Here is a 24,250-nt window from a genome sequence, read left to right on the forward strand (position 1 = left end):
GTGGTCCGACTTCCTGGCGACGTTACCCGAGCCGGGGGCGGACTCCGAGTACCGCAGTGCCGACGCGCACATGTGTCGCCCCGGCAGCCACGGCCTCCTCGAGGTCCGCACTCATCCCCGCGGACACCATGTTCGCAGCAGGATGGGCTCGGCGCAGGTCAGTCGACAAATCCATCAACCGCTCGAAGGCGGCCCGTTGACGTCCGGCGTACTCCCCGGTCAGAGGTGCGACGGTCATCAGTCCGGCGAGTCGCAGCCCCGGCGCGCCGGCCACCTGGTCGGCCAACTCCGCGATTCCGCCCGGCGCCACGCCGCCCCGCTCGCCCCGGGCCTCGTCGCCCGCGTCGAGCGCGACCTGCACGAGGCAGCCGATCTCGCGTCCGGCCCGCACCGCTTCCTTCGACAGCGCGGTCACCAGCCGGGACCGGTCGACCGACTGCACGAAGTCCGCGTAACCGACCACGGATCGCACCTTGTTGGTCTGCAACTGACCGACGAAGTGCCACTGGAGAGACAGATCCGAACATTCCGCGGCCTTGGGGGCGGCGTCCTGGTCCTTGTTCTCGGCGACGTGCCGTACGCCGAGGTCCGCGAGGATCCGCACATCGCTCGCCGGGTAGGTCTTGGTGACCACGATCAGGGTCACCTCGTCCCGCGGGCGGCCCGCCGCCTCGCAGGCGCGGGCGATGCGCTCCTCCACCTTCGCCAGATTCGTGGCGAGTTCGTCCTTACGGTCCGTCATGTTCTTCAGTCCAGCCAGACATATCCCGCGAGTCGCCCCGTGGCGCGGTCGCGGCGGTACGAGAAGTGATCGTCCGACTCCAGCGTGCACACCGGCGAACGCTCCCGGTCGCGCACCCCGAGCCGGTCGAGCTGTGCGTGCACTCCGGCGACGACGTCCACCGCGGGGGTGCCCCAGCTCGTCTCGGCGTGGGCCGCCGGCTCCAGCGCGGCGACCTCGGCGCGCATCGCCTCCGGCACCTCGTAGCACCGGCCGCACACGGCGGGTCCGGTGCGGGCGACGATCCGGGCGGGGTCGGCGCCGAGCGATGCCATGGCGTCGACGGCGGCGGGCACGATCCCCTTGACCATGCCGGGCCGCCCGGCGTGCGCCGCGGCGACCACCCCGGCGACCGGGTCGGCCAGCAGGACCGGGACGCAGTCGGCCGTCAGCACGGCGAGGGCGAGCCCGCGCGCCGCGGTGACCAGTCCGTCGACCTCCGGGGTGAGCCGGGTGGTCCAGGGTCCGTCGACCTCGGCGACGTCGGCGCCGTGCACCTGGTTCATCCAGACCACCCGCGCCGGGTCCAGGCCCAGCGACTTGGCGGCGAGTTCGCGGTTGGTGCGGACGGCCCCGGGGTCGTCGCCGACCGCGCCGCCCAGGTTGAGCTGCTCATACGGAGCGGCGCTCACCCCGCCCCACCGGTCGGTGAAGGCGAAGTGCGCGCCGCTCACGGTCTCGCGCCGTCCTATCACTTCAGGAAGTCCGGCACGTCCAGCTCCTCGGCCGCGCTGTCCGAGTAGGTCCGCGACGGCGGGACCGGCGGGGAGACCGGGAGGTCCGCGACCGGCTCGGGCACCGGCTCCGGCTCCTCCTTGGGCGTGACGCTGCCGAGCGAGCCGAAGGACGGGCGGCTCTCGGGCTGCCGTACCGGGGTGGGCTCCTCGCGGCGGGCCGAGGCCGAGGACGCACCCATGACGGTCTCGCGGCGGGCCGGGGGCTGTCCGCCGTCGAAGCCGGCCGCGATCACGGTGACCCGGACCTCGTCGCCGAGCGCGTCGTCGATGACCGCGCCGAAGATGATGTTGGCCTCGGGGTGGGCGGCCTCGCTGACGAGCTGGGCGGCCTCGTTGATCTCGAACAGGCCGAGGTCGGAGCCGCCGGAGATGGAGAGCAGCACACCGCGGGCGCCGTCGATGGACGCCTCCAGGAGCGGCGAGGAGATCGCCATCTCGGCGGCGGCCACCGCGCGGTCGTCGCCGCGGGCCGAGCCGATGCCCATGAGCGCCGAACCGGCCTCGGACATGACCGACTTGACGTCGGCGAAGTCGAGGTTGATCAGGCCCGGCGTGGTGATCAGGTCGGTGATGCCCTGGACACCGGAGAGCAGGACCTGGTCGGCCGACTTGAAGGCGTCGAGGACGGAGACCTGGCGGTCCGAGATGGACAGCAGCCGGTCGTTGGGGATGACGATGAGGGTGTCGACCTCTTCGCGGAGTTCCGCGATGCCGTCCTCGGCCTGGTTGGCCCGGCGGCGCCCTTCGAAGGTGAAGGGGCGGGTGACCACGCCGATGGTGAGGGCGCCCAGGGAGCGGGCGATGTTGGCGACGACGGGCGCGCCGCCGGTGCCGGTGCCGCCGCCTTCACCGGCGGTGACGAAGACCATGTCGGCCCCCTTGAGGACCTCCTCGATCTCCTCGCGGTGGTCCTCGGCGGCCTTGCGGCCGACGGCCGGATTGGCGCCGGCGCCGAGTCCGCGGGTCAGTTCGCGGCCGACGTCGAGCTTGACGTCGGCGTCGCTCATCAACAGCGCCTGGGCGTCGGTGTTGATGGCGATGAACTCGACGCCCTTGAGACCGACCTCGATCATCCGGTTGATGGCATTGACACCACCGCCGCCGACACCGATGACTTTGATGACTGCGAGGTAGTTCTGCGGTGCTGCCACGTCGAAGGCCTCTCGCCTCGAGTTACGTGTCGTCGCCTCGCGGGTGATGCGATCCGACGACTGATGCCGAATGGGCCGGTCCGTTTCGCCGACCCGAACCCTAACGCTGAAGTTTAGGGTTACCAGTGTGTCTGTTCCTTGGAGTCTTCTGAACAGGACACTAAGTCGACAAGTGGCGCCCGTTCAACGAACACGCCGAACCTCCCGTTTTTCTTTTCACCCTATGTGATCAGCCATGTCGCTGCCCAACCAGGGTGCTGGCCTGCGCTGATGTGCGTCAACTCCCCGATGACGCGGGGGCCGTGGGAGCGCTGACGTCGAAGTGCCGCGCGGTCGGGGCGGCTTTCATCAGTGCGGTGAGAGTACGCGCTTTGAGCGCGCCGTTCTCGGCACTCCCCCAGTCGACCGTGCGTCCGCCGGCCAACTCCAGCGAGATGCCGTCGTAGGAACGGACCTTGAGGGCACGGGTCCGGCGGGCGACCGCGGCCGGCAGATCACCGGCGGCCTTCACCGCCTCGCGCACCAGCCGGTCCTCGCCGAACCGGCGCAGACCGGCCGTGGCGGAACCCGAGGTGGGGAGCGCCAGTTCGAGGAACGGCACGTTCTTCGGGGCGCGGGAAACCGTGGCGAAACGGACGCCCTCATCGTCCACTTCGATGAACTTCGACCCTTTTCGCACCAGCAGAACGGGCTTGCGCTCGGTCACTTTCAGGCCGATTCCGTCGGGCCAGGAACGGACCGCCTCGACCTCGTCGATACGCGGCAGTTCACGGCGCAGCCGGGCCTCGATCGCGGCGGTGTCGAGGGAGACGAGCGGCGATCCGAGGGGTACGGCGGCGGCCGCGCGCACCTCGCGCGGGGTCAGCACGTCGGTGCCGGACACGGAGACGTGGTCGACGCGCAGCCACCGCGAGCCGTACAACACCCAGACGCCGCCCGCGCCGAGGAGAAGGGCGGCGACCACGAGGATGATGATCACACGAAGCCGCCGGGGTCCCCACCTCCGGACGAGGGGCGGGCCGGACGACTCCTCCTGGCGTGCACCGCGCTCGGCGGTGGCGGATCCGGCCACGCTCCCTGCCCTTTCGTTCACACGGAAGAACCGTGTCTCACACGGACGAACCGTGCCTAACGCTGCGCGCGGCTCGCGGCGATCGCCTCGTACACCATGCCGACGAGCAGGTCGTCGGCGTCGCGGCGGCCGAACTCACCGGCGGCGCGGGACATCTCGTAGAGCCGGTGCGGGTCGGCGAGCACCGGCAGGACGTTCTCCCGGACCCAGTCGGGGGTCAGTTCGGCGTCGTCGACGAGCAGTCCGCCGCCGGCCTTGACCACCGGCTGGGCGTTGAGCCGCTGTTCGCCGTTGCCGATGGGCAGCGGGACGTAGGCGGCCGGGAGTCCGACGGCGGAGAGTTCGGCGACGGTCATCGCGCCCGCGCGGCAGAGCATCATGTCGGCTGCGGCGTACGCGAGGTCCATGCGCTCCAGGTACGGTACCGGGATGTAGGGGGGCATTCCCGGCATCTGCTGGACATGCGGCAGTTCGTTCTTGGGGCCGACCGCGTGCAGGATCTGGATACCGGCCTGCTGGAGCCAGGGCGCGACCTGCTGGACGACCTCGTTGAGACGGCGGGCGCCCTGCGAGCCGCCGGAGACCAGCAGCGTCGGCAGGTTGGGGTCGAGGCCGAACATCGCGCGGGCCTCGGGGCGCGCGGCGGCGCGGTCCAGGGTGGCGATGGTGCGGCGCAGCGGGATGCCGATGTACCGCGCGTCGCGCAGCTTGCTGTCGGGCGTGGAGACCGCGACCCGGGCCGCGTAGCGGGAGCCGATCTTGTTGGCCAGGCCGGGGCGGGCGTTGGCCTCGTGGACCACGATCGGCACCCCGAGGCGCTTGGCGGCGAGGTAGCCCGGCAGGGCCACGTATCCGCCGAAGCCGACGACGGCGTCCGCCTTGGTGCGCTCCAGGATCTGCTCGGCGGCCTTGATCGTGCCGCGCAGCCGGCCCGGGACGGTGATCAGTTCAGGGGTGGGCTTGCGCGGCAGCGGTACGGCCGGGATCAGCGCCAGATCGTAGCCGCGCTGCGGAACCAGCGTGGTCTCCAGTCCGCGCTCGGTGCCCAGGGCCGTGATCCCCACGGTGGGGTCCTGCCTGCGCAGGGCGTCCGCGAGGGCGAGCGCGGGCTCGATGTGGCCGGCGGTCCCCCCACCAGCGAGTACGACATGCACCGAAATTCACCGCTCTCCGGACGGACGCGCCGCCGAGGCACGCCGTCGCATCGTGTTCCATCTCCGAAGTCTCCGGACGGGTCCGAAGCCTCCAGCCCCCCGCTTTCTACCAAAGCGGGGGTGGCGCATCGCAAGCGCCGCCCGCGCAGCGGGCTCGTCGCGTGCGAAGGCGATCAGCAGCCCGATGGCGAACATGGTCGGCAGCAGGGCCGAACCCCCGTAGGAGAACAGCGGGAGGGGGACTCCGGCGATCGGCAGCAGGCCGAGCACCGCACCGATGTTGATCACCGCCTGAGCGGTGATCCAGGTGGTCACACCTCCCGCGGCATACCTGACGAAGGGGTCCTCCGTGCGTCCGGCCACGCGGATACCCGCATAGCCTAGAGCCGCGAACAGGGCGAGTACCGACAGCGTCCCCGCCAGACCCAGTTCCTCACCGGTGACGGCGAAGATGAAGTCGGTGTGGGCTTCGGGCAATTGTCCCCATTTCTCCACACTCGCCCCCAGCCCGGAGCCGAAGATGCCGCCGGAGGCCAGGGCGTAGATGCCGTGCACGGCCTGCCAGCAGGCGTCCCCGGGGCCGGGATCGGTGGCGCCGATGCACTGGAGCCGGGCCATCCGGTTGGGGCTGGTCTTGATCAGGATCGCGCCGATCGCGGCCGCGACCGCCAGCACCCCGACGAAGAGCCGGGTGGGTGCCCCGGCCAGCCACAACAGGCCGAACAGGACGGCCGTCAGGATGATCGCCGTCCCCATGTCGCCGCCCAGCATGATGAGTCCGAGCAGCATGAAGGCGACCGGGACCAGCGGCACCAGCATGTGCTTCCACTGGGCCAGCAGTTTCTTGTCCTGTTTGCGGGCGAGCAGATCGGCGCCCCACAGCACCAGGGCGAGCTTGCCGAACTCGCTGGGCTGGAGCTGGAAGGAGCCGCCGAGCGAGATCCAGTTCTGGTTGCCGTTGACCGCCATCCCTATCCCGGGGACCTGCACCAGCGCCATCGTGAAGACGGCGCCGGCGAGGATCGGATAGGCCAGCGCGCGGTGCAGTTTCACCGGCATCCGGGAGGCGGCGAACAGCAGTCCGGCGCCGATCGCGGCGGCCAGCAACTGTTTGCGGAAGAAGAAGGATCCCGGCAGCGACTTCTGGAGCGCGGTGATCTGGGACGCCGAGTACACCATCACGAGCCCGAGCACGGTGATGAGCAGACTGCCGCCGAGGATCAGGTAGTAGGCGGTCAGCGGCCGGTCCCAGGCCCTGCGGACCCGGATGTAGAGCCGCAGCACCGGGTTGTCGCGCCGGGGCCGTACGGCGGGCGGGCGGCGCACCGTGCGCTGGACCGGCGGCCGGCCGCCGGTACGGCTACCGGGCATCGCGGTTCACCGCCCGGCCGACGGGCGCGGCGCACGGCCGCCGACGGGGTACCGGCCACATCCGAGTCACGCGTCCCTCCAAGGGTCCTGGAGCAACCGTCGCGGCCGGGACGCGCCGTCAGGCGCCCGCGCCGAGTTCGCGCACCGCCTGGGCGAACGCGTCACCGCGCTGGTTGTAGTTGACGAACATGTCCATGGAGGCGCAGGCCGGGGCGAGCAGCACCGTGTCTCCTGCGCCGGCGAGGCGCCGGGCCTCCTGGACAGCCGCGAGCATCGCCCCAGTGTCGGTCCGGTCGAGGTCGACGACGGGTACCTCGGGGGCGTGTCGCGCCAGGGCTTCGCGGATCAGGGCGCGGTCGGCGCCGATCAGGACGACGCCGCGCAGCCGCTTCGCGGACCGGGCGACGAGTTCGTCGAAGGTGGCGCCCTTGGCGAGGCCGCCCGCGATCCACACGATCGACTCGTACGCCGCCAACGAGGCTTCCGCGGCGTGGGTGTTGGTCGCCTTGGAGTCGTCGACGTAGGCGACGCCGTCCACGTCGGCGACATGGGCGATGCGGTGGGCGTCCGGGGTGAAGGCCCGCAGACCGTCCCGGACGGCCTGCGCGGGCACGCCGTAGGCGCGGGCGAGGGCCGCCGCGGCAAGGGCGTTGGCGATGTTGTGCGGGGCGGGCGGGTTCACGTCGGAGACCTCGGCCAGCTCCTGGGCGTTCTTCTGCCGGTTCTCGACGAAGGCGCGGTCGACCAGGATGCCGTCCACGACGCCGAGTTGGGAGGGGCCCGGGGTGCCGAGGGTGAAGCCGATCGCGCGGCAGCCCTCCTCGACGTCCGCCGCGCGCACCAGGTCCTCGGTGGCCTTGTCGGCGGTGTTGTAGACGCAGGCGACCCGATTGCCCTCGTAGACGCGGCCCTTGTCCTTGGCGTACGCCTCCATGGAGCCGTGCCAGTCGAGATGGTCGGGGGCGAGGTTGAGGACGACGGCGGAGTGGGCGCGCAGCGAGGGCGCCCAGTGGAGTTGGTAGCTGGACAGCTCCACGGCCAGTACGTCGTAGGGCTCGTCGCCGAGCACCGCGTCGAGCAGGGAGACGCCGATGTTGCCGACGGCGGCCGTGCGCAGGCCGGCGGCCTTCAGGATGGACGCCAGCATCTGGGTGGTGGTCGTCTTGCCGTTGGTGCCGGTGACACAGAGCCAAGGGGCTGCTTCCCGGCCGTCCCGGCCGCGCAGCCGCCAGGCCAGCTCCACGTCGCCCCAGACCGGGACGCCCGCCTCGGCGGCCGCGGTGAAGAGCGGCTTGTCGGGACGCCAGCCCGGTGCGGTGACGACGAGTTCGGTGCCTTCGGGCAGGGTGTCCCCGTCGCCGAGGCGCACGGTGACCCCGAGCGCCCGCAGTCCGGCGGCCTGTTCACGCGCGCGTGGGTCGTCGCCGTCGTTGACGACGGTGACCCGCGCGCCGAGCCCGTGCAGCACGGTGGCCGCCGGGACGCCGGAGACGCCGAGTCCGGCGACGGTGACGTTCTTCCCCTGCCAGTCGGTCACTTGTCCGCTGCCCATCCCGCGTAGAAGAGGCCGAGTCCGACGATCACACAGATGCCCTGGATGATCCAGAATCGGACCACGACGAGCACTTCGGACCAGCCCTTGAGTTCGAAGTGGTGCTGGAGCGGCGCCATCCGGAAGACGCGTTTGCCGGTGAGCCGGAACGAACCGACCTGGATCACCACGGACATGGTGATGAGGACGAACAGACCGCCCATGATGGCGACCAGCAGCTCGGTGCGGGAGCAGATGGCCAGGCCCGTCAGGACACCGCCGAGCGCGAGCGAACCGGTGTCGCCCATGAAGATCTTGGCCGGCGAGGTGTTCCACCACAGGAAGCCCAGGCAGGCTCCCATCAGCGCGGCGGAGACCACCGCGAGGTCGAGCGGATCGCGGACCTCGTAGCAGGCGCCGGGGTTGGTCAGGGTCTTGGCGTTGGCGCAGGACTCCTGGTACTGCCAGACACCGATGAACGTGTAGGCGCCGAAGACGAGCACGGAGGCGCCGGTCGCGAGACCGTCCAGACCGTCCGTGAGGTTCACGCCGTTGGACATCGCGAGGATCATGAACAGCGCCCAGACGACGAACAGCACCGGGCCGATCGTCCAGCCGAAGTCCGTGATGAACGACAGCTTGGTGGAGGCCGGGGTGTTGCCGCGGGCGTCGGCGAACTGGAGCGAGAGCACCGCGAAGGCGATACCGACGAGCAACTGCCCGGCCATCTTGGCCTTGGCGCGCAGACCCAGCGAACGCCGCTTGACGATCTTGATGTAGTCGTCCAGGAAGCCGACCAGGCCCATGCCGAACATCAGGCCCAGCACCAGCAGACCCGAATAGGTCGGCGGCTTGCCGGTGATGAGCTTCGACAGGAAGTACGCGGCGATCGTCGCGAAGATGAAGGCGATACCGCCCATGGTCGGCGTACCGCGCTTGCTGGCGTGCTCGCGCGGGCCGTCGTCCCGGATGTACTGGCCGTAGCCCTTGCGCGCGAGCAGCTTGATCAGCAACGGGGTGCCGATCAGCGTCAGGAACAGACCGATGACGCCCGCGAACAGGATCTGCTTCATCATCGGACGGCTACCTCACCCTCGGCACCGGTCGCGAGCAGCGCCTGCGCGACGCTCTCGAGGCCGACCGAACGGGACGCCTTCACGAGAACGACGTCACCCGGGCGCAGCTCGCTGCGCAACAGGTCGACCGCCGCCTGTGCGTCGGACACGTGCACCGACTCCTCACCCCACGAACCCTCGTTATATGCGCCCAGTTGCAGCCAGGAGGCTTCGATCCCCCCGACCGCGACGAGCTTGCTGACGTTGAGCCGGACGGCGAGCCGTCCGACCGCGTCGTGCTCGGCGAGCGCCTCGTCCCCGAGCTCGGCCATCTTGCCGAGCACCGCCCAGGTCCGGCCCCCCTTGCCCATCGCCGCCAGCGCGCGCAGGGCCGCTCGCATGGACTCGGGGTTCGCGTTGTAGGCGTCGTTGACGATCGTCACGCCGTCCGGGCGCTCGGTGACCTCCATCCGCCAGCGGGAGAGGGAACCCGCCTCGGAGAGCGCGGTGGCGATCTCAGTTACGGACATCCCCAGCTCATGGGCGACGGCGGCCGCGGCGAGCGCGTTCGACACGTGGTGCTCACCGTACAGGCGCATGGTCACATCGCTGCACCCGGAGGGTGTGTGAAGGCTGAAGGAAGGCTGTCCGCTGTCCGTGAGTCGTACGTTCTCGGCCCGAACGTCCGCTTCGTCGGACTCTCCGAAAAGGACCACCTTCGCCGTCGTACGGGAGGCCATGGCCCGTACCAAGGGGTCGTCGGCGTTGAGGACCGCGACACCGCCGTCGGCCGCCGCGGGCAGGGCCTCGACGAGTTCGCCCTTCGCCTGCGCGATCTGCTCGCGGCCGCCGAACTCGCCGATGTGGGCGGTGCCGACGTTGAGGACGAGACCGATCCGCGGGGGCGTCAGACCGGTCAGGTAGCGGATGTGGCCGATGCCGCGGGCGCCCATCTCCAGCACGAGGAACTTCGTCTCCTCGGTGGCGGACAGGGCGGTCAGCGGCAGCCCGATCTCGTTGTTGAGCGAACCGGGGGTGAAGACGGTGGGCGCCGCGCGCCGCAGGACCTGGGCGACGAGGTCCTTGGTGCTGGTCTTGCCGGCCGAGCCGGTGAGCGCGACGAGCGTCGCGCCGAGCTTGTCCACCACGTGCCGGGCGAGGGCGCCCAGGGCGGTCTGGACGTCGTCCACGACGATCGCGGGGACGCCGACGGGGCGCGAGGCCAGTACGGCCGCCGCGCCCGCCTCGACGACCGCCGCCGCGAAGTCGTGGCCGTCCACCCGCTCGCCGGCGAAGGCGACGAAGAGGCTGCCGGGCTCCACCTCGCGGGAGTCCCGGACCACCGGTCCGGTGACCCGCGCGGACGGATCCGGTATGTCGTGCGTCTGCCCGCCGACGACTGCTGCGATCTCGGCGAGGGAGAGGGCGATCACAAGTTCATCCCTGGGTCTGCTGGATAGCTTCGCGGAGCACCTGGCGGTCGTCGAACGGACGGACCACCCCGGCGATGTCCTGGCCCTGCTCATGGCCCTTGCCGGCGACCAGCACGGTGTCCCCGGCGTGCGCGCGGGCCACGGCGGCGGCGATGGCGGCGGCCCGGTCCTCGAACAGGAGGACCTCGCCGCGCTCGTGCGCGGGCACGGACGCCGCCCCGTCGAGCATGGCCGCGAGGATCGCGAGCGGGTCCTCGGAGCGGGGGTTGTCGGAGGTCAGTACGGCGGTGTCGGCGAGCCGGGCGGCGGCGGCGCCCATCGGCGCGCGCTTGGTGCGGTCCCGGTCGCCGCCGCAGCCGAGGACGACGTGCACCCGGCCCTTGGTGACCTTGCGCAGGGCCCGGAGCACCGACTCGACGGCGTCCGTCTTGTGCGCGTAGTCGACGACGGCGAGGTAGGGCTGGCCGGCGTCCACCCGCTCCAGCCGGCCCGGTACGCCGGGGACGGCGGCGACGCCGTCGGCGGCCCGCTGCGGGTCGAGGCCCGCGGCGGCCAGGGCGACGATCGCGGCGAGGGTGTTGGCCACGTTGAAGGGGCCCGGCAGCGGCGATCTGGCGGCGACCCGCACCCCGTCGGGGCCGAGCACCGTGAAGGTGGCGTCCATCGGGCCGATGTGGACGTCCGCGGCGCGCCAGTCGGCGTCGGGGTGGCCCTCGGCGGAGAAGGTCACGACCGGGACGCCGGCCTCCTGGCTGAGCCGGCGGCCGTACGCGTCGTCCAGGTTGACCACGCCGAGCCGGCTGCGCGCGGGGGTGAACAGCCTCGCCTTGGCCTGGAAGTAGTCCTCCATGTCGGAGTGGAACTCCATGTGCTCCGGGCTGAGGTTGTTGAAGACGGCAATGTCGAAGACACAGCCGTCGACCCGGCCCAGGACCAGCGCGTGACTGGAGACCTCCATGGCGACCGCCTCGACACCGCGCTCGCGCATGACGGCGAACAGGGCCTGGAGGTCGGTGGCCTCGGGGGTGGTGCGCTCGGACTTGATGCGCTCGTCGCCGATCCGGGTCTCGACGGTGCCGATCAGCCCGGTGCCGCGGTCGGCCTTCAGACCGCCCTCGACCAGGTAGGCGGTGGTGGTCTTGCCGGAGGTGCCGGTGATGCCGATCTGGAGCAGGTCGCGTCCGGGCCGGCCGTAGATGGTGGCGGCCAGTTCGCCCATCTCCGCGCGCGGGTCGTCGGCCACCAGGACCGGCAGCCCGGTCGCGGCGGCGCGCTCGGCGCCGGTGGGGTCGGTCAGGACGGCGACCGCGCCCAGGCCCGCGGCCTGGGTGACGAAGTCGGCGCCGTGCAGCCGGGCGCCCGGGAGGGCGGCGTACAGATCGCCGGGGCGTACGGCGCGCGAGTCATGGGTGATGCCCGTGACGTCGGCGTTCTCCGCGACGGTCGTACCCAGTTGGCCGGCGAGGTCCGCGAGGGGTGTGGCGGAGACCTGGGCCGGCCTGGGCGGTCCGGGATATGTCACGGAAGCGCCCTTCTGGGTGGTTCGGTACTGATCAGCGTGTGGCACGGCGGTGAGCGTACCGGGCGTACCCGCCTGCGGGCGAAGCGAGGACGGGGACGGTACGGGTTTCCCGGGATCGGGAGTGATCATGGTCACGGGCTGGTTCCTGGCTGTATTCGACGCTGAACACGGACGACTTGGGAGGGTTCGGGACGGGTGGCTCAGGGGCTGAAGGAGACCGGGAGACTGGCGGGCTTCGCCCCGGTCGGCGGGACCTGGAGGGTCTTCAGGGCGAACTCCATGACCTGCTTGAAGATGGGTCCGCAGATCTGGCCGCCGAAGTAACTGCCCTTGGTGGCGTTCTGGATGGCGCAGTAGACGGTGACGCGGGGGTTGTCGGCGGGCGCGAACCCGGCGAAGGACGAGGTGTATCCCTTGTACTTGCCGGTGGCCGGATCCACGCGGTTGGCAGTACCCGTCTTGCCCGCGACGCGGTAGCCGGGGATGCGCGCCTTGGTGCCGGTGCCCTCCTGGTCGTCCACCACCGACTCCAGCATCCGGGCGAGGGTCTTCGCCGTCTTCTCGCTCACCACCCTGCGCTTGTCGGGCGCGGGGGCGGGGGTGAAGCGGCCGTCGGGGCCCTGGGTGCCGCGCACCAGGGTGGGCTCCACGCGGACGCCGCCGTTGGCGATCGTCGAGTAGACCGAGGCCGCCTGGAGCGCGTTGAGGGAGACGCCCTGGCCGAAAGGAATCGTGTACTGCTGCGAGGTCGACCAGTCGGCGGGGGCGGCGAGGATGCCCTTGGTCTCGCCGGGGAAGCCGACGCCGGTGTAGCTGCCGAGGCCGAACTTGCGCAGGTAGGAGTAGAGCACCCGGTTGGCCTCGGCCTGGGTCTTGCCGAGTTCGCCGGTGGCCAGGATGGTGCCGATGTTGCTGGACTTGGCGAGGACGCCGTTGAGCGTGAGGTACCAGGTCGCGTGGTCGATGTCGTCCTTGAAGAGCCGGTCGCCGCGGTGCAGCCGGTTGGGCACGGTGACGTGCGTGAGCGGCGTGGCGACGTTCTCCTCCAGGACGGCCGCCATCGACATGATCTTGGCGGTGGAGCCGGGCTCGTAGGCGTCCTGGAGGGCCGCGTTGCCCAGGGCGTCGGCGTCGGCCTTCGTGAGGTCGTTGGGGTCGAAGCCGGGCGAGTTGGCCATGGCGAGGATCTCGCCGGTGCGGGTGTCCTGGACGATGACGTACCCGCGGTCCGCGCCGGACTTGGCGACCTGCTCGGTGATGGCGTTCTGCGCGGCCCACTGGATGTCCCGGTCGAGGGTCAGCTCGATGTCCGAGCCGGGCACGGCGGGCGTCTCGGTGGAGCCCGCGGTGGGCACCTGGCGGCCGCCGGACTGGGCGTAGCGGATCTTGCCGTCCTTGCCGGACAGGGTCTCGTCGAGCCGCCGCTCGATCCCGCCGCCGCCCTTGCCCTCGGCGTTGACCCAGCCCAGGACGGCGGCGGCGAGATCGCCGTTGGGGTACACGCGCTTGCTGCTGGGCACGGAGAAGACGCCGGCCAGGACGTTGACCGTGGTGCCGTCGGCGCCCTTCTTGGCGGTGAGCGCCGACTTCAGGTCCTTGATCTGCTTCCAGACCTGCGGGGTCTGCCGTCCGGCGAGCTTGGTGTAGCGCACCGCGCTGTTCTTCGGGCGCAACTTCTTGACCAGTGCCGACTGTTCCTGGCCGAGGATCGGCGCGAGGAGCGCGGCCGCCTGCTCGGGGCCGTCGTCGATCTTGAGGTTCTCGCGGTTGAACATCGTGGGGTCGGCGGTGATGTCGTAGGCGTCCTCGCTGGTGGCGAGGGCGATCCCGCTGCGGTCGGTGATCTCGCCGCGCTCGGCGGCCAGCACCTGGCCGACGTACCGGTTCTGTTCGGCCTTGGCGGCGTAGGTGCTCGCGTCGACGGCCTGCACCTGGAGCAGCCGTACGACGAAGGCGATCATCACCAGGGTGAGCGCGAGGCCGACCATGCGCAGCCGGGGGCGGGGGCTGCCGAGCCGGATCGAGCGGGCGGCCGGGGGGCGGGGCGGGGCCGTCCGGCCGGCCGGGCGGCGGGCGGGGCGGGCGCCGGGTCCCGGGCGCCGCCGGGCGGCAGCCGCCGGGCGGGAGGGCCGGGCGGGGCCGGGCACGCGCCGGCGCGGCGGTTCCCTGTCGGACACTTCCGTCACCTGCCGGGGGTCGTGGGGAGGGCTGCGGTCGGGGCGGGGGCCGGGCTCCCCTGGGAAGCGGTGGCCACGGGTGCCGTCGGCGGGGCGGGCGACGCGGTGCCCACCGCCGGCTGGGAGAGCGTGATGGCCTCGGGCGGGCGGACGGTCTCCGCCGCGTCCCCGGCCGGCAGCGGGGCGGCGGCCGAGGGGACGCCCTTCACGGTGCCGTCCGGGTTCAGGAAGGCCGGGTCGCCGCCGGGGACCATGCCGAGTTCGCGGGCCCGGCGCTGGAGGGCGTCGGGGGCGGAGTAGGAGTCGATGTCCCGCTGGAGGGCCTGTTCCTCGTCGGTGAGGCCCTTGGTGTCGCGCTGGAGGTCGTCCATCTTGAAGGAGCCCTCGCTGAGCGCGGAGTTCAGCACGAGCAGCCCGATGAGGCCGCCGCCGAGGAGCAGGACGACGAGGAGGACGAACGGGGTTCTGGCCGCCCGGCGCGGACCGGTGGGGAAGAGGCGCGCGAGGCGCGCGGCCCGTCCCTTGAGTTCGGGTTTCCCGCTCACTCGCCCTCCCCTGCGTTCGGTTCTCCGGCCCTCGCCCGCCCCACCTGGCTCATTCGATGGACTCCCTGATGCGCTCGGCCCCGCGCAGTCGCGCCGGGGCCGCGCGCCGGTTCTCGGCGATCTCTTCCTCGGTGGGAAGTTCGGCACCGCGGGTGAGCAGCTTGAGCCGGGGCTGGTAGCGCTCGGGGACCACCGGGAGTCCGGGCGGGGCGGTGGTGGCGGCGCCCGCCGCGAACACCTGCTTGACCAGCCGGTCCTCCAGCGAGTGGTACGACAGGACGGCGATCCGCCCGCCCACGTCGATCGCCTCGACGGCGGCCGGGATCGCCCGCTCCAGCACGGACAGCTCGCCGTTGACCTCGATGCGCAGCGCCTGGAAGGTGCGCTTGGCCGGGTTGCCGCCGGTGCGCTTGGCGGCCTGGGGCAGGGCGTCGCGGATCAGCTCGACCAGCCGGGCGCTGTTGGTGAAGGGCTTCTCGGCGCGCTCGCGCACGATCGCGGAGACGATCCGCTTGGCCTGCTTCTCCTCGCCGTAGGCGCGCAGGATACGGACCAGTTCGCCCGGCGGGTAGGTGTTGAGGACCTCGGCCGCGCTGATGCCGGTCGTCTGGTCCATGCGCATGTCGAGCGGCGCGTCCTGGGCGTAGGCGAAGCCGCGGTCGGCCTCGTCGAGCTGCATGGAGGAGACGCCGAGGTCGAACAGGACGCCCTGCACGCGCGCGATGCCGAGCCGTTCGAGGACGTCGGGGAGTTCGTCGTAGACCGCGTGCACCAGGGTGGCGCGCTCGCCGAAGGGGGCGAGGCGTTCGCCGGAGAGCCGCAGGGCCTCCTTGTCGCGGTCGAGGGCGACCAGGCGGGCCTCGGGGAACCGGGTCAGCAGGGCCTCGCTGTGGCCGCCGAGGCCGAGGGTGCAGTCGACGACGACCGCTCCGGGGTGCTGGAGGGCGGGGGCCAGCAGGTCGAGACAGCGCCGGAGCATCACCGGCACGTGCCGGGCCTGTCCCTCGCGTGGCCCGTCACCGCCCTCATTCGCCTGCGCGTCGCGCACCATGTTCTCCGGGGCCCTCTCAGATCCGGCGGGAGATACGCACCGCCGGGTCCCCGCCCTCTCCTGGCCCTCTCTGGAGGGGGTCCTGCCGGCGCCGGAAGCGTCAGCCGACCGGGAGCGGGAGGAGGCCGAGCCGTACGTACGCGCCGCGCACGCGGGGAGATCTCCGGCAGCCGCGCCGGGGTCTCGCGGGGTTTCAGTCAGCGGGGGGACGACCGTGGAGATCATCGTCTCCCGCTTCGCGTCACTTTAGTCCACGGTGTCTCGCGGTCAATCAACCGGCCTGCGCGGCGCGGCCCGGCGCGCTCGCGAAGCGGCGGACCGACGGAATTCACCCCCTCGGGCTCACCCCTCTCACTCTTGTGGCTTACCTCACAAACACGGCGTGATGACGCTCTTTTTCCCTTCTCACAACAGGACCGCGACGGCTGTGACCAGTACCGTCATGGTTATGACGACTTCCGCATCCGTACCCACCGCATCCGAAGGCGCCATACACGGCGGCACCGTGACCGACCGGCTCGTGGACGCCAACGAGCGCTACGCGTCCGCCTTCACCGACCCCGGGATGGACGCCCGCCCCGTGCTGCACGTGGCGGTCGTGGCCTGCATGGACGCCCGGCTCGACCTGCACGCCGCGCTCGGCCTGGAGCTGGGCGACTGTCACACGATCCGCAACGCGGGCGGTGTGGTCACCGACGACGTGATCCGCTCGCTCACGATCAGCCAGCGCAAGCTGGGCACCAGCAGCATCGTCCTGATCCACCACACGGGCTGCGGTCTGGAGGCGATCACCGAGGACTTCCGCAACGAGCTGGAGATGGAGGTCGGCCAGCGTCCCGCCTGGGCGGTCGAGGCGTTCCGGGACGTCGACCAGGACGTCCGGCAGTCGATGCAGCGCGTGCGCACCTCGCCGTTCCTGCTGCACACCGACGACGTCCGCGGCTTCGTGTTCGACGTGAAGACGGGTCTGCTGCGCGAGATCGACCCCGCCTGATCCCGTCCGGGGCCGGACCGTCCACCGTCCTGAGCTGTCGTTCCGCTGTTGATTTTCCGTTCACCAGGGGCCCAAAAGGCCATAGAACAGACATATCGCGAGCAGTTGTCCACAGGCGAGTGACACGAATCGGTAACGGCAGCAAGAATGCGGTTGTGACGCCGCGCCGAACATTTTGCGGGTGGCGCACGTGATTCGGGGTGGGCCGGTCCGCAGGCATGGAGCGTCGGCCCGGAGAAAGTACGGGCCGAGGAGGGCCGGGTGACGACCTATGACGAGCGAGCGAGCCTCACAGATCTGACCGCCACTGTGGAGCGTGTCCGCAGTTCGGTGGAGGGAGTGATCGAGGGCAAGCCCGAGGTCGTACGGCTTTCGCTGACCGTGCTGCTCGCCGAAGGGCATCTTCTGATCGAGGATGTCCCCGGCGTCGGCAAGACGATGCTCGCCAAGGCGCTGGCACGGTCGATCGACTGTTCGGTACGCCGTATCCAGTTCACGCCGGACCTGCTGCCCTCGGACATCACGGGCGTGTCCATCTGGGACCAGCAGCGGCGTGACTTCGAGTTCAAACCCGGCGCGATCTTCTCCCAGATCGTGATCGGCGACGAGATCAACCGCGCCTCCCCCAAGACCCAGTCGGCACTGCTGGAGTCCCTGGAGGAGCGCCAGGTCACCATCGACGGGCAGACCTACGAGCTGCCCAGCCCCTTCATGGTGGTGGCCACCCAGAACCCGGTCGAGATGGAGGGCACCTACCCGCTCCCCGAGGCCCAGCGCGACCGCTTCATGGCCCGGGTCTCCATCGGCTACCCGAGCCCCGAGGCCGAGCTCCAGATGCTCGACGTGCACGGCGGGGCCAGCCCGCTGGACGACCTCCAGCCGGTCGCCCACGCGCACGAGATCGTGAAGCTGATCGACGCCGTCCGCGGGGTCCATGTCGCCGAGTCGGTCCGCCGGTACGCGGTCGACCTGGTGTCGGCCACCCGCACCCACCCCGACCTCAGACTCGGCGCCTCGCCGCGCGCGACGCTGCATCTGCTGCGCGCGGCGAAGGCTTCCGCCGCTCTGAGCGGCCGCGACTACGCCCTGCCGGACGACGTGCAGAACCTCGCGGTGGCCGTCCTCGCCCACCGTCTGCTGCCCACCGCCCAGGCCCAGCTCAACCGCCGGACGGCCGAGCAGGTCGTCGAGGAGATCCTCCAGCGCACCCCGGTGCCCGCGGGACCCCAGCAGCACGACTACGGCGTGGGCTCGGAGCCGTTCGGCCGGCGGCCGCCCCGGAGGCTGTGATGACCGCCGGGGGGACCGGGCAGCCGTCCGCCGGTCCCGGCGAGAAGGGCGCCGCCCGGACCGCGCTGGCCGGTCTGACCACCCGGGGCCGCTCCTTCCTCGCCGCCGGGGTGGCGGCCGCGGTCTGCGCGTACGTCCTGGGCCAGCCCGATCTGCTGCGGGTCGGGATGCTGCTGGCCGTCCTGCCGCTGATCTGCGCGGCCGTCGTCTACCGCACCCGCTACCGGGTGGCCGGCAGCCGCCGGCTCGCCCCCGCGCGGGTGCCCGCCGGCAGCGAGGCCCGCGTCCATCTGCGGATGGACAACGTCTCGCGGCTGCCCACGGGCCTGCTGATGCTCCAGGACCGGGTGCCCTACGTCCTCGGCCCGCGTCCCCGCTTCGTGCTGGACCGGGTGGAGGCGGGCGGCCGCCGCGAGGTGTCCTACCGGGTCCGCTCGGACCTGCGCGGCCGCTACCCGCTGGGCCCGCTCCAGTTGCGGCTGAGCGACCCCTTCGGCATGTGCGAGCTGACCCGGTCCTTCTCCACCTTCGACACCCTGACCGTGATCCCGCGCGTGGAGCCCCTGCCCCCGATCCGGCTGACCGGCGAGGCCAAGGGCTACGGCGACGGCAGACAGCGCTCGCTGGCCCTGGCCGGCGAGGACGACGTGATCCCGCGCGGCTACCGCTACGGCGACGACCTGCGGCGCGTCCACTGGCGCTCCACCGCCCGCTACGGCGAGCTGATGGTGCGCCGCGAGGAGCAGCCGCAGCGCGCCCGCTGCACGGTCCTGCTGGACACCCGCGGCCTGGCCTACGAGGGCGCGGGCCCCGACTCCTCCTTCGAGTGGGCGGTCTCGGCCGCCGCGTCCGTGCTGGTGCACATGCTGGAGCGGGGCTTCTCGGTGCGGCTGCTGACGGACACCGGCACCTCGGTGCCCGGCGAGGGCGTCGAGGGCTTCGCCGGGGCCGGCGACGGCTCGGCGGACGCGGCCGGGCTGATGATGGACACCCTCGCGGTGGTCGACCACTCCGACGGCAGCGGTCTGTCCCACGCCTACGACGTGCTGCGCCGCGGCAACGAGGGGCTGCTGGTGGCGATCCTCGGCGACATCGACGAGGAGCAGGCGGCCGTCGCGGCGAAGATGCGCCGGCGCAGCGGGGGCGCGGTCGCCTTCCTGCTGGACGGCGACGCGTGGGGGCGCGAGTCCCGGCGTGAACCGGGAGGCGCACCGGGACGAGACCCGGGAGGTGCACCGGGGGGTGCGCCGGGACATGTCCCGGGGCGTGAACCGAACGGCACCCCCGATCCGATGAACAAGCATCCGATGAACAAGCAGGAGGAGCGGCTGCGCATGCTGCGCGAGGCGGGCTGGACGGCCCTGAGCGTGCCCCGGGGCGTCTCGCTGGGCGAGCTGTGGCGGCAGGCGGACCGGGAGCGCGCGGGCGTCGTGACGGCCGACGGGATCAGAGGCGGGGAGGCGGGATCATGAGCGGGCGGGCGAGAGTGACGCTGTGCTCCGCGGCGGCCACGCTGATGGCCGCTTGCGCCCTGCTGCCGCTGGTCGACCCGGCCACCTGGATCTTCCAGGCGGCCTTCCTGCTGGCCGTGCAGTGCGGGGTGGGCGCGGCCGCGCGCCGGGTGCCGCTGGCCCGGCCGCTGACGGTGGCCGCCCAGGCCCTGGTCACGCTGATGCTGCTGACCTTCGTCTTCGCCCGGCAGTACGCCGTGGGCGGGCTGATCCCCGGCCCGGAGGCCCTCCGGCACTTCGGCGACCTCTTCCAGGAGGGCGCCGACGACGTCACGCGGTACGCCATCCCGGCCCCGCTGACGGCCGGCATCCGGCTCATGGTGATCGGCGGCGTGCTGCTGATCGGGCTGGCGGTGGACACCCTCGCGGTGACCTACCGCAACGCCGCTCCGGCGGGCCTGCCGCTGCTGGCGCTGTACTCGGTGGCCGCGGGGCTGTCCGACGCGGCCGCGGACTGGCTGTGGTTCCTGGTCGCCGCGGCCGGCTATCTGATGCTGCTGCTCGCCGAGGGACGGGAGCGGCTCTCCCAGTGGGGCCGGGTCTTCGGCGGCGCCCCACGGTCCCCGGGCGAGCAGATCGGGCCGGTGGCCCCGGTGCGCACCGGGCGGCGGATCGGCATGGCCGCGCTGGGCGTCGCCCTGGTGGTCCCGCTGCTGCCGCTGCCCGCCATCCAGGGCGGTCTGCTGGACGGCACGGGCGCGGGGGTCGGCGCGGGCAGCGGCGGCGGGGGCACGATCTCCGCGGTCAACCCCCTGGTCTCCCTGCGCGACAGCCTGAACATGGACGAGGACCGCACGGTCCTGACCCTGCGCACCAACACGGGCAATCTCTCCGACCTGTATCTGCGGATCGTGTCCCTGGACGACTTCGACGGCACCACCTGGAAGCCGTCGAAGCGCCACATCGTCGCCGTGCCGGACGAGTTCCCGACGCCCAGCGGTCTGAGCGGGGACGTCAAGCGCTCCGAGATCACCACCCGGATCGCCGCCTCCGACGGGTACGCGCAGGACTGGCTGCCGATGCCCTACCCGCCGAGCAGTGTGCGGATCGAGGGCAACTGGCGGTACGAACCGGTCGGAATGACGCTCGTCGGCGACCACGGCCAGAAGACCAACGGCAAGACGTACGAGGTCAAGAGCCTGGACGTGCAGCCGACGCGGGAGCAGTTGGCCGACGCGGGCGAGGCGCCCGGTGCCATCAGGAACACGTACACCGAGGTGCCGGACTCCCTCCCGCCGGTGGTGGCGCGGCAGGCCCGTGACATCACCCGGGGTGCCGGGAGCGACTACGAGAAGGCGGTGAAGCTCCAGGACTACTTCGCGGTGACCGGGGGCTTCGAGTACGACACCGAGGTGGAGGTCGGTTCCGGACGCGACGCGATCGCCCGCTTCCTCCGCGACAAGCAGGGCTTCTGCGTCCACTACTCGTTCGCGATGGCGGCGATGGCCCGCACCCTGGGCATACCGTCCCGGGTCGCGGTGGGCTTCGCGCCGGGCTCCCCGCAGGCGGACGGCTCGGTCGCGGTGTCCCTGAAGGACGCGCACGCCTGGCCGGAGCTGTACTTCGAGGGCGTGGGCTGGACCCGTTTCGAGCCCACCCCGACCCGTGGTTCGACCCCGTCGTACACCCTGCCGGACACCTCCGGCGAGACCGTGCCCGAGCTGCCGGAGGCGTCCCGGTCGGCGGACGCGGCGCCGTCGGCCGCGCCCTCGGCGAGCACGAGCTGTGCGGCCGCGGACAAGAAGGAGGCCGAGGCATGCGCCGCCGCGCTCCCGGTGGACGCGGTGAGCCAGGGCGACGGTGGCGCTCCCTGGTACGCGCTGGCCGGGTGGTCGCTGCTCGGGGCGGGCGCTCTGGCCCTCCCGCTGCTGCCGATGCTGTGGCGGCTGAGACGGCGGTCGGTGCGGCTGGCGTCGGCCCAGCACACCGGCTCCGCGGCGGGCCCGGCTCCCCCGGGCCGCCGCGAGGAGGGCAGCCCGGACGATCTGCGGGCGGAGGGTGCCGCCGGGTCGGTCCGGCTGGACGTCCCGGCCCGGGAGGCGGGCGAGGCGGCCGTCGCCCATGTGCTGGCGGTCTGGCGGGAGCTGACCGACACGGCCTGGGACTACGGCATCGAGCCGGACGAGGCGCTGACCCCGCGGCGGGCCGCGGAGCGCATCGTGCGGCTCGGCGAGCTGGACGCGTCGGTGGGCCGTTCGGTGCACCGGGTCGCCGGTGCGGTGGAGCAGGTGCTGTTCGCTCCGGAGCCGCGGGCCGAGGCGGGGCTGGCGGACGAGGTCCGCGCGGTGCGGGCGGCGCTGCGGGCGCGGGTCAGCCGGACCACCCGGATCCGTGCCGTGGTCGCGCCGCGTTCGGCCGTGCGGGCGATCTGGGACCTCTCCGACCGTTGGACGGCCCTCAAGGCGTCCTGGGCGGCCCGGCTGAGGACCCCGGCGTGGGCGGACCGGCTGGCGGGTCTGGCGCGCCGGCCGGGCCGGCAGAACGGCTGAGCCCGGTGGCCGGTCCCCACCCCGGGGTGGGGACCGGCCACCGGGCATGCGTGAGGGGGTGACCACCCGCGGGTGGTCACCCCCTCACGAACATCCGGGTGTCAGTGGCCCTGGCCACCCTGCTCGTCACGACGGCGCTGCCAGCGCTGCTCGATCCGGTTCATCATGGAGCGCTTCTGCCGGGCCTGACCGCGCGCGTGCGGCGCACCGCCGCCCGCGGGCTGTTCACCCGGCTTGGGGGCCTTGCGCCATCCGGTCACGGCGAGCACGGCGCATCCCAGCATCACCAGGAAACCGACCACACTGAGCCAGACCTGCTTGGCGACCATACCGGCCATGAGGAGCGCGATACCTACGAGGAAGCCCGCGACCGCCTGGTAGACCCGACGCCGGGTGTACGTACGCAGCCCGCTTCCCTCAAGCGCCGACGCGAACTTGGGATCTTCGGCGTACAGCGCTCGCTCCATCTGCTCGAGCATGCGCTGCTCGTGCTCCGAGAGCGGCACGGAGTCCTCCTCATTGTGCAGTCGCCGGGGCGACTTGGGGGTCCCTTCAGGATAGGCAGGGAATCGCCCCCGTGAAACCCGCCCCTCTACGCCACTTGGCCAACCGCCGCCCGCCATGGACGTCCCGGCTCGCTGAGGTTTCCATTCCCCGGCGGCCGACCCGTCATGCCGGGCGGTCTCCCTCGATCATACGGCGCACAGCGCCCGAACGGGGGGCCTGTGGCGTACTCCATGTGCGGCCAAGTCCCTGATCAGCGGCGCGGCCCAGGAGACGCTCAGGCCCCGTGGGCCCCTCGCGTCTCACCGAGCACATGAAGCTGTGTGGCGACGGAGTGGAAGGCGGGCAGCTCCGCGGCGACCTCCTCCAGCTTCAGCAGGGCCTCCAGCGCGCCGGGCTCGGTGTCCACCAGCACGCCGGGGACGAGGTCGGCGAAGACCCGTACGCCGTGCACCGCGCCGACGCGCAGACCGGCGCCCTCGACCAGGGCGGTGAGCTGCTCGGTGGTGAAGCGGCGCGGCACGGGGTCGCCGGTGCCCCAGCGGCCGTCCGGGTCGGAGAGGGCCTGCCGGGCCTCCTTGAAGTGACCGGCGAGGGCCCGGGCGAGGACGGCGCCGCCGAGCCCGGCGGCGAGCAGGCTGAGGACGCCCTCGGGGCGCAGGGCCGCGACCGCGTTGCGCAGGCCCTCGGCGGGGTCGTCCACGTACTCCAGCACGCCGTGGCACAGGACGGCGTCGTATCCGCCGCGCTCGACGACGTCGAAGAGGCCGTGGGCGTCGCCCTGGACGCCGCGGACGCGGTCGGCGACCCCGGCCTCGGCGGCGCGCCGCTCCAGGGCGAACAGCGCGTTGGGGCTGGGGTCGACGACGGTGACCCGGTGCCCGAGGCGGGCGACGGGCACCGCGAAGTTGCCGCTGCCGCCGCCGGTGTCGAGGACGTCCAGCGCCTCACGGCCGGTGGCCTTGACCCGGCGGTCGAGGGCGTCCTGGAGGACCTCCCAGACCACGGCGGTACGGAGGGAGGCGCGGGGGCGCATCGGGTCCGGCACGGCAGTTGACTCCTCGGCGCGGCACCGCCTGCTGCACGGCGGAGCGAACGGGGTGCCCTCCGGTCCCCGGCGCGGGGCGACGGACAGGCTTCAGGCACCTTCCACCCTATTGCCTCCACCCCCTTGCCCCGGCCGCCGCACCCGGTCGCCGCATCCGCCCCGCGCCCGGCCGGTACAGGGGCCGGCCCGGCGGCCACCTGCGAAAGCCGGGCGGGGCCGGCCCGGTCAGCCCGGTCAGCCCGCGTCCGGTACCGCGTGGCCGCCGTCGGGGGTGTCCGGCCGGCCGCCGTCCTGGCGGGGCTGGGGCAGGACGGGCTGGAGCACCAGCATCCGTTCGACGAGGCGGACGAACATCGCCACGTCGCGTATCAGGTCGTCGGCGTCGCGGCGGCTGGCCGCGCCCTCGATGCCGGCCTCCGCCCGGGCGCGGCGGCGGGCCCCGGAGGCGAACAGCGCGCTCCACTCGGTCAGCTCGGGGGCGATCTCGGGCAGCACCTCCCAGGCGCTGCGGATGCGCGCCCGCCGTCGGGGCGCCGGGTCGGGGCGGCCCCGCGCCGCGAGCACGGCGGCGGCGGTGCGCAGGGCGGCGAGGTGGGCGGTGGCGTAGCGCTCGTTGGGGGTGTCGAGGGTGGTGGCCTCGTCCAGTCCGGCGCGGGCCTGGGCGAGCAGGTCGAGGGCGGCGGGCGGGGCCGTGGTGCGGCGCAGCACGGGGTGGACGTCGCTCGCCGGGCCGGTCAGTGAGGGGGCAGGGCCGAGGGCGCGGCGCCGGTGGGCGGCGGCCGCGTGGTAGCTGGCCATGACGAACCTCCTGTCGTCGGGTGACGGCACGCACGG

At 72.4% G+C, this 24,250-nt stretch carries 20 protein-coding genes; 4 read left to right on the forward strand and 16 right to left on the reverse strand.

Features of this window, described 5'->3' with window-relative positions:
- Nucleotides 1-22: 22 nt before the first annotated feature.
- The 13 genes from AFM16_RS10900 to rsmH all read right to left on the reverse strand — a co-directional run bounded on the left by AFM16_RS10900 (nucleotide 23) and on the right by rsmH (nucleotide 15,580).
- Nucleotides 23-742 (reverse strand): YggS family pyridoxal phosphate-dependent enzyme, encoded by a 720-nt coding sequence (locus AFM16_RS10900; RefSeq protein ID WP_030794127.1) that lies wholly within the window; start codon nucleotides 740-742, stop codon nucleotides 23-25.
- A gap of 5 nt (nucleotides 743-747) precedes the next feature.
- The gene (gene pgeF, locus AFM16_RS10905) at nucleotides 748-1,476 is read right to left on the reverse strand and encodes a peptidoglycan editing factor PgeF (protein ID WP_030794130.1); all 729 of its coding nucleotides are present in this window, start codon (nucleotides 1,474-1,476) and stop codon (nucleotides 748-750) included.
- On the reverse strand, nucleotides 1,473-2,669 hold the full coding sequence (gene ftsZ / locus AFM16_RS10910; RefSeq protein ID WP_030794134.1) for a cell division protein FtsZ: 1,197 nt from the start codon (nucleotides 2,667-2,669) through the stop codon (nucleotides 1,473-1,475). The genes pgeF and ftsZ overlap by 4 nt, the downstream gene beginning before the upstream one ends.
- Nucleotides 2,670-2,946: 277 nt before the next feature.
- The gene (locus tag AFM16_RS10915; RefSeq protein WP_030794137.1) at nucleotides 2,947-3,741 is read right to left on the reverse strand and encodes a cell division protein FtsQ/DivIB; all 795 of its coding nucleotides are present in this window, start codon (nucleotides 3,739-3,741) and stop codon (nucleotides 2,947-2,949) included.
- Between the two features lie 56 nt (nucleotides 3,742-3,797).
- A complete protein-coding gene (murG, locus tag AFM16_RS10920) occupies nucleotides 3,798-4,895 on the reverse strand; it encodes an undecaprenyldiphospho-muramoylpentapeptide beta-N-acetylglucosaminyltransferase (protein ID WP_030794140.1) in 1,098 nt (365 codons plus the stop codon).
- A gap of 6 nt (nucleotides 4,896-4,901) precedes the next feature.
- The gene (gene ftsW, locus AFM16_RS10925) at nucleotides 4,902-6,266 is read right to left on the reverse strand and encodes a putative lipid II flippase FtsW (RefSeq protein ID WP_030794142.1); all 1,365 of its coding nucleotides are present in this window, start codon (nucleotides 6,264-6,266) and stop codon (nucleotides 4,902-4,904) included.
- A 118-nt stretch (nucleotides 6,267-6,384) separates the two neighbouring features.
- Complete coding sequence (gene murD / locus AFM16_RS10930) at nucleotides 6,385-7,818, reverse strand: UDP-N-acetylmuramoyl-L-alanine--D-glutamate ligase (RefSeq protein WP_030794144.1); 1,434 nt, start codon at nucleotides 7,816-7,818, stop codon at nucleotides 6,385-6,387.
- Nucleotides 7,800-8,873 carry a phospho-N-acetylmuramoyl-pentapeptide-transferase gene (gene mraY / locus AFM16_RS10935; RefSeq protein WP_030794147.1) on the reverse strand — a complete coding sequence of 358 codons (1,074 nt, stop codon included), beginning with the start codon at nucleotides 8,871-8,873 and terminating at the stop codon, nucleotides 7,800-7,802. Before mraY ends, murD begins: the two co-directional genes overlap by 19 nt.
- Nucleotides 8,870-10,285, reverse strand: coding sequence for a UDP-N-acetylmuramoyl-tripeptide--D-alanyl-D-alanine ligase (locus AFM16_RS10940; protein WP_030794150.1), 1,416 nt, complete (start codon nucleotides 10,283-10,285; stop codon nucleotides 8,870-8,872). Before AFM16_RS10940 ends, mraY begins: the two co-directional genes overlap by 4 nt.
- A gap of 4 nt (nucleotides 10,286-10,289) precedes the next feature.
- Nucleotides 10,290-11,942, reverse strand: a complete 1,653-nt coding sequence (locus AFM16_RS10945) for a UDP-N-acetylmuramoyl-L-alanyl-D-glutamate--2,6-diaminopimelate ligase (RefSeq protein ID WP_370628030.1) — start codon at nucleotides 11,940-11,942, stop codon at nucleotides 10,290-10,292.
- A 65-nt stretch (nucleotides 11,943-12,007) separates the two neighbouring features.
- Nucleotides 12,008-13,984 (reverse strand): peptidoglycan D,D-transpeptidase FtsI family protein, encoded by a 1,977-nt coding sequence (locus tag AFM16_RS10950; protein WP_306293467.1) that lies wholly within the window; start codon nucleotides 13,982-13,984, stop codon nucleotides 12,008-12,010.
- A gap of 5 nt (nucleotides 13,985-13,989) precedes the next feature.
- Nucleotides 13,990-14,529, reverse strand: coding sequence for a cell division protein FtsL (ftsL, locus tag AFM16_RS10955; protein WP_030794750.1), 540 nt, complete (start codon nucleotides 14,527-14,529; stop codon nucleotides 13,990-13,992).
- A 49-nt stretch (nucleotides 14,530-14,578) separates the two neighbouring features.
- Nucleotides 14,579-15,580: a 16S rRNA (cytosine(1402)-N(4))-methyltransferase RsmH gene (rsmH, locus tag AFM16_RS10960; protein ID WP_078633175.1), complete on the reverse strand. Its 1,002-nt coding sequence runs from the start codon at nucleotides 15,578-15,580 to the stop codon at nucleotides 14,579-14,581.
- Nucleotides 15,581-15,965: 385 nt separating this feature from the next.
- On the opposite strand from rsmH, the gene AFM16_RS10965 reads away from it, so the two are divergent.
- The 4 genes from AFM16_RS10965 to AFM16_RS10980 all read left to right on the forward strand — a co-directional run bounded on the left by AFM16_RS10965 (nucleotide 15,966) and on the right by AFM16_RS10980 (nucleotide 21,864).
- Complete coding sequence (locus tag AFM16_RS10965) at nucleotides 15,966-16,574, forward strand: beta-class carbonic anhydrase (protein ID WP_078633176.1); 609 nt, start codon at nucleotides 15,966-15,968, stop codon at nucleotides 16,572-16,574.
- A gap of 261 nt (nucleotides 16,575-16,835) precedes the next feature.
- On the forward strand, nucleotides 16,836-17,864 hold the full coding sequence (locus tag AFM16_RS10970) for an AAA family ATPase (RefSeq protein ID WP_030794741.1): 1,029 nt from the start codon (nucleotides 16,836-16,838) through the stop codon (nucleotides 17,862-17,864).
- Nucleotides 17,864-19,336, forward strand: a complete 1,473-nt coding sequence (locus AFM16_RS10975) for a DUF58 domain-containing protein (RefSeq protein ID WP_078633177.1) — start codon at nucleotides 17,864-17,866, stop codon at nucleotides 19,334-19,336. Before AFM16_RS10970 ends, AFM16_RS10975 begins: the two co-directional genes overlap by 1 nt.
- Entirely contained in the window at nucleotides 19,333-21,864 is a 2,532-nt protein-coding gene (locus tag AFM16_RS10980) for a transglutaminase TgpA family protein (protein ID WP_078633178.1), read from the forward strand. The genes AFM16_RS10975 and AFM16_RS10980 overlap by 4 nt, the downstream gene beginning before the upstream one ends.
- 101 nt (nucleotides 21,865-21,965) lie before the next feature.
- On the opposite strand, the gene AFM16_RS10985 is transcribed toward AFM16_RS10980, so the two are convergent.
- The 3 genes from AFM16_RS10985 to AFM16_RS10995 form a co-directional block, all read right to left on the reverse strand.
- Nucleotides 21,966-22,370: an SCO2097 family morphological protein gene (locus tag AFM16_RS10985; protein WP_030794732.1), complete on the reverse strand. Its 405-nt coding sequence runs from the start codon at nucleotides 22,368-22,370 to the stop codon at nucleotides 21,966-21,968.
- A 275-nt stretch (nucleotides 22,371-22,645) separates the two neighbouring features.
- Entirely contained in the window at nucleotides 22,646-23,416 is a 771-nt protein-coding gene (locus AFM16_RS10990) for a methyltransferase (RefSeq protein WP_078633179.1), read from the reverse strand.
- 234 nt (nucleotides 23,417-23,650) lie between these two features.
- Entirely contained in the window at nucleotides 23,651-24,214 is a 564-nt protein-coding gene (locus AFM16_RS10995; RefSeq protein ID WP_030794727.1) for an SAV_6107 family HEPN domain-containing protein, read from the reverse strand.
- Nucleotides 24,215-24,250 lie beyond the last annotated feature (36 nt).

The organism is Streptomyces antibioticus (genome assembly GCF_002019855.1).
GTDB classification, from domain to species: Bacteria; Actinomycetota; Actinomycetes; order Streptomycetales; family Streptomycetaceae; genus Streptomyces; species Streptomyces antibioticus_B.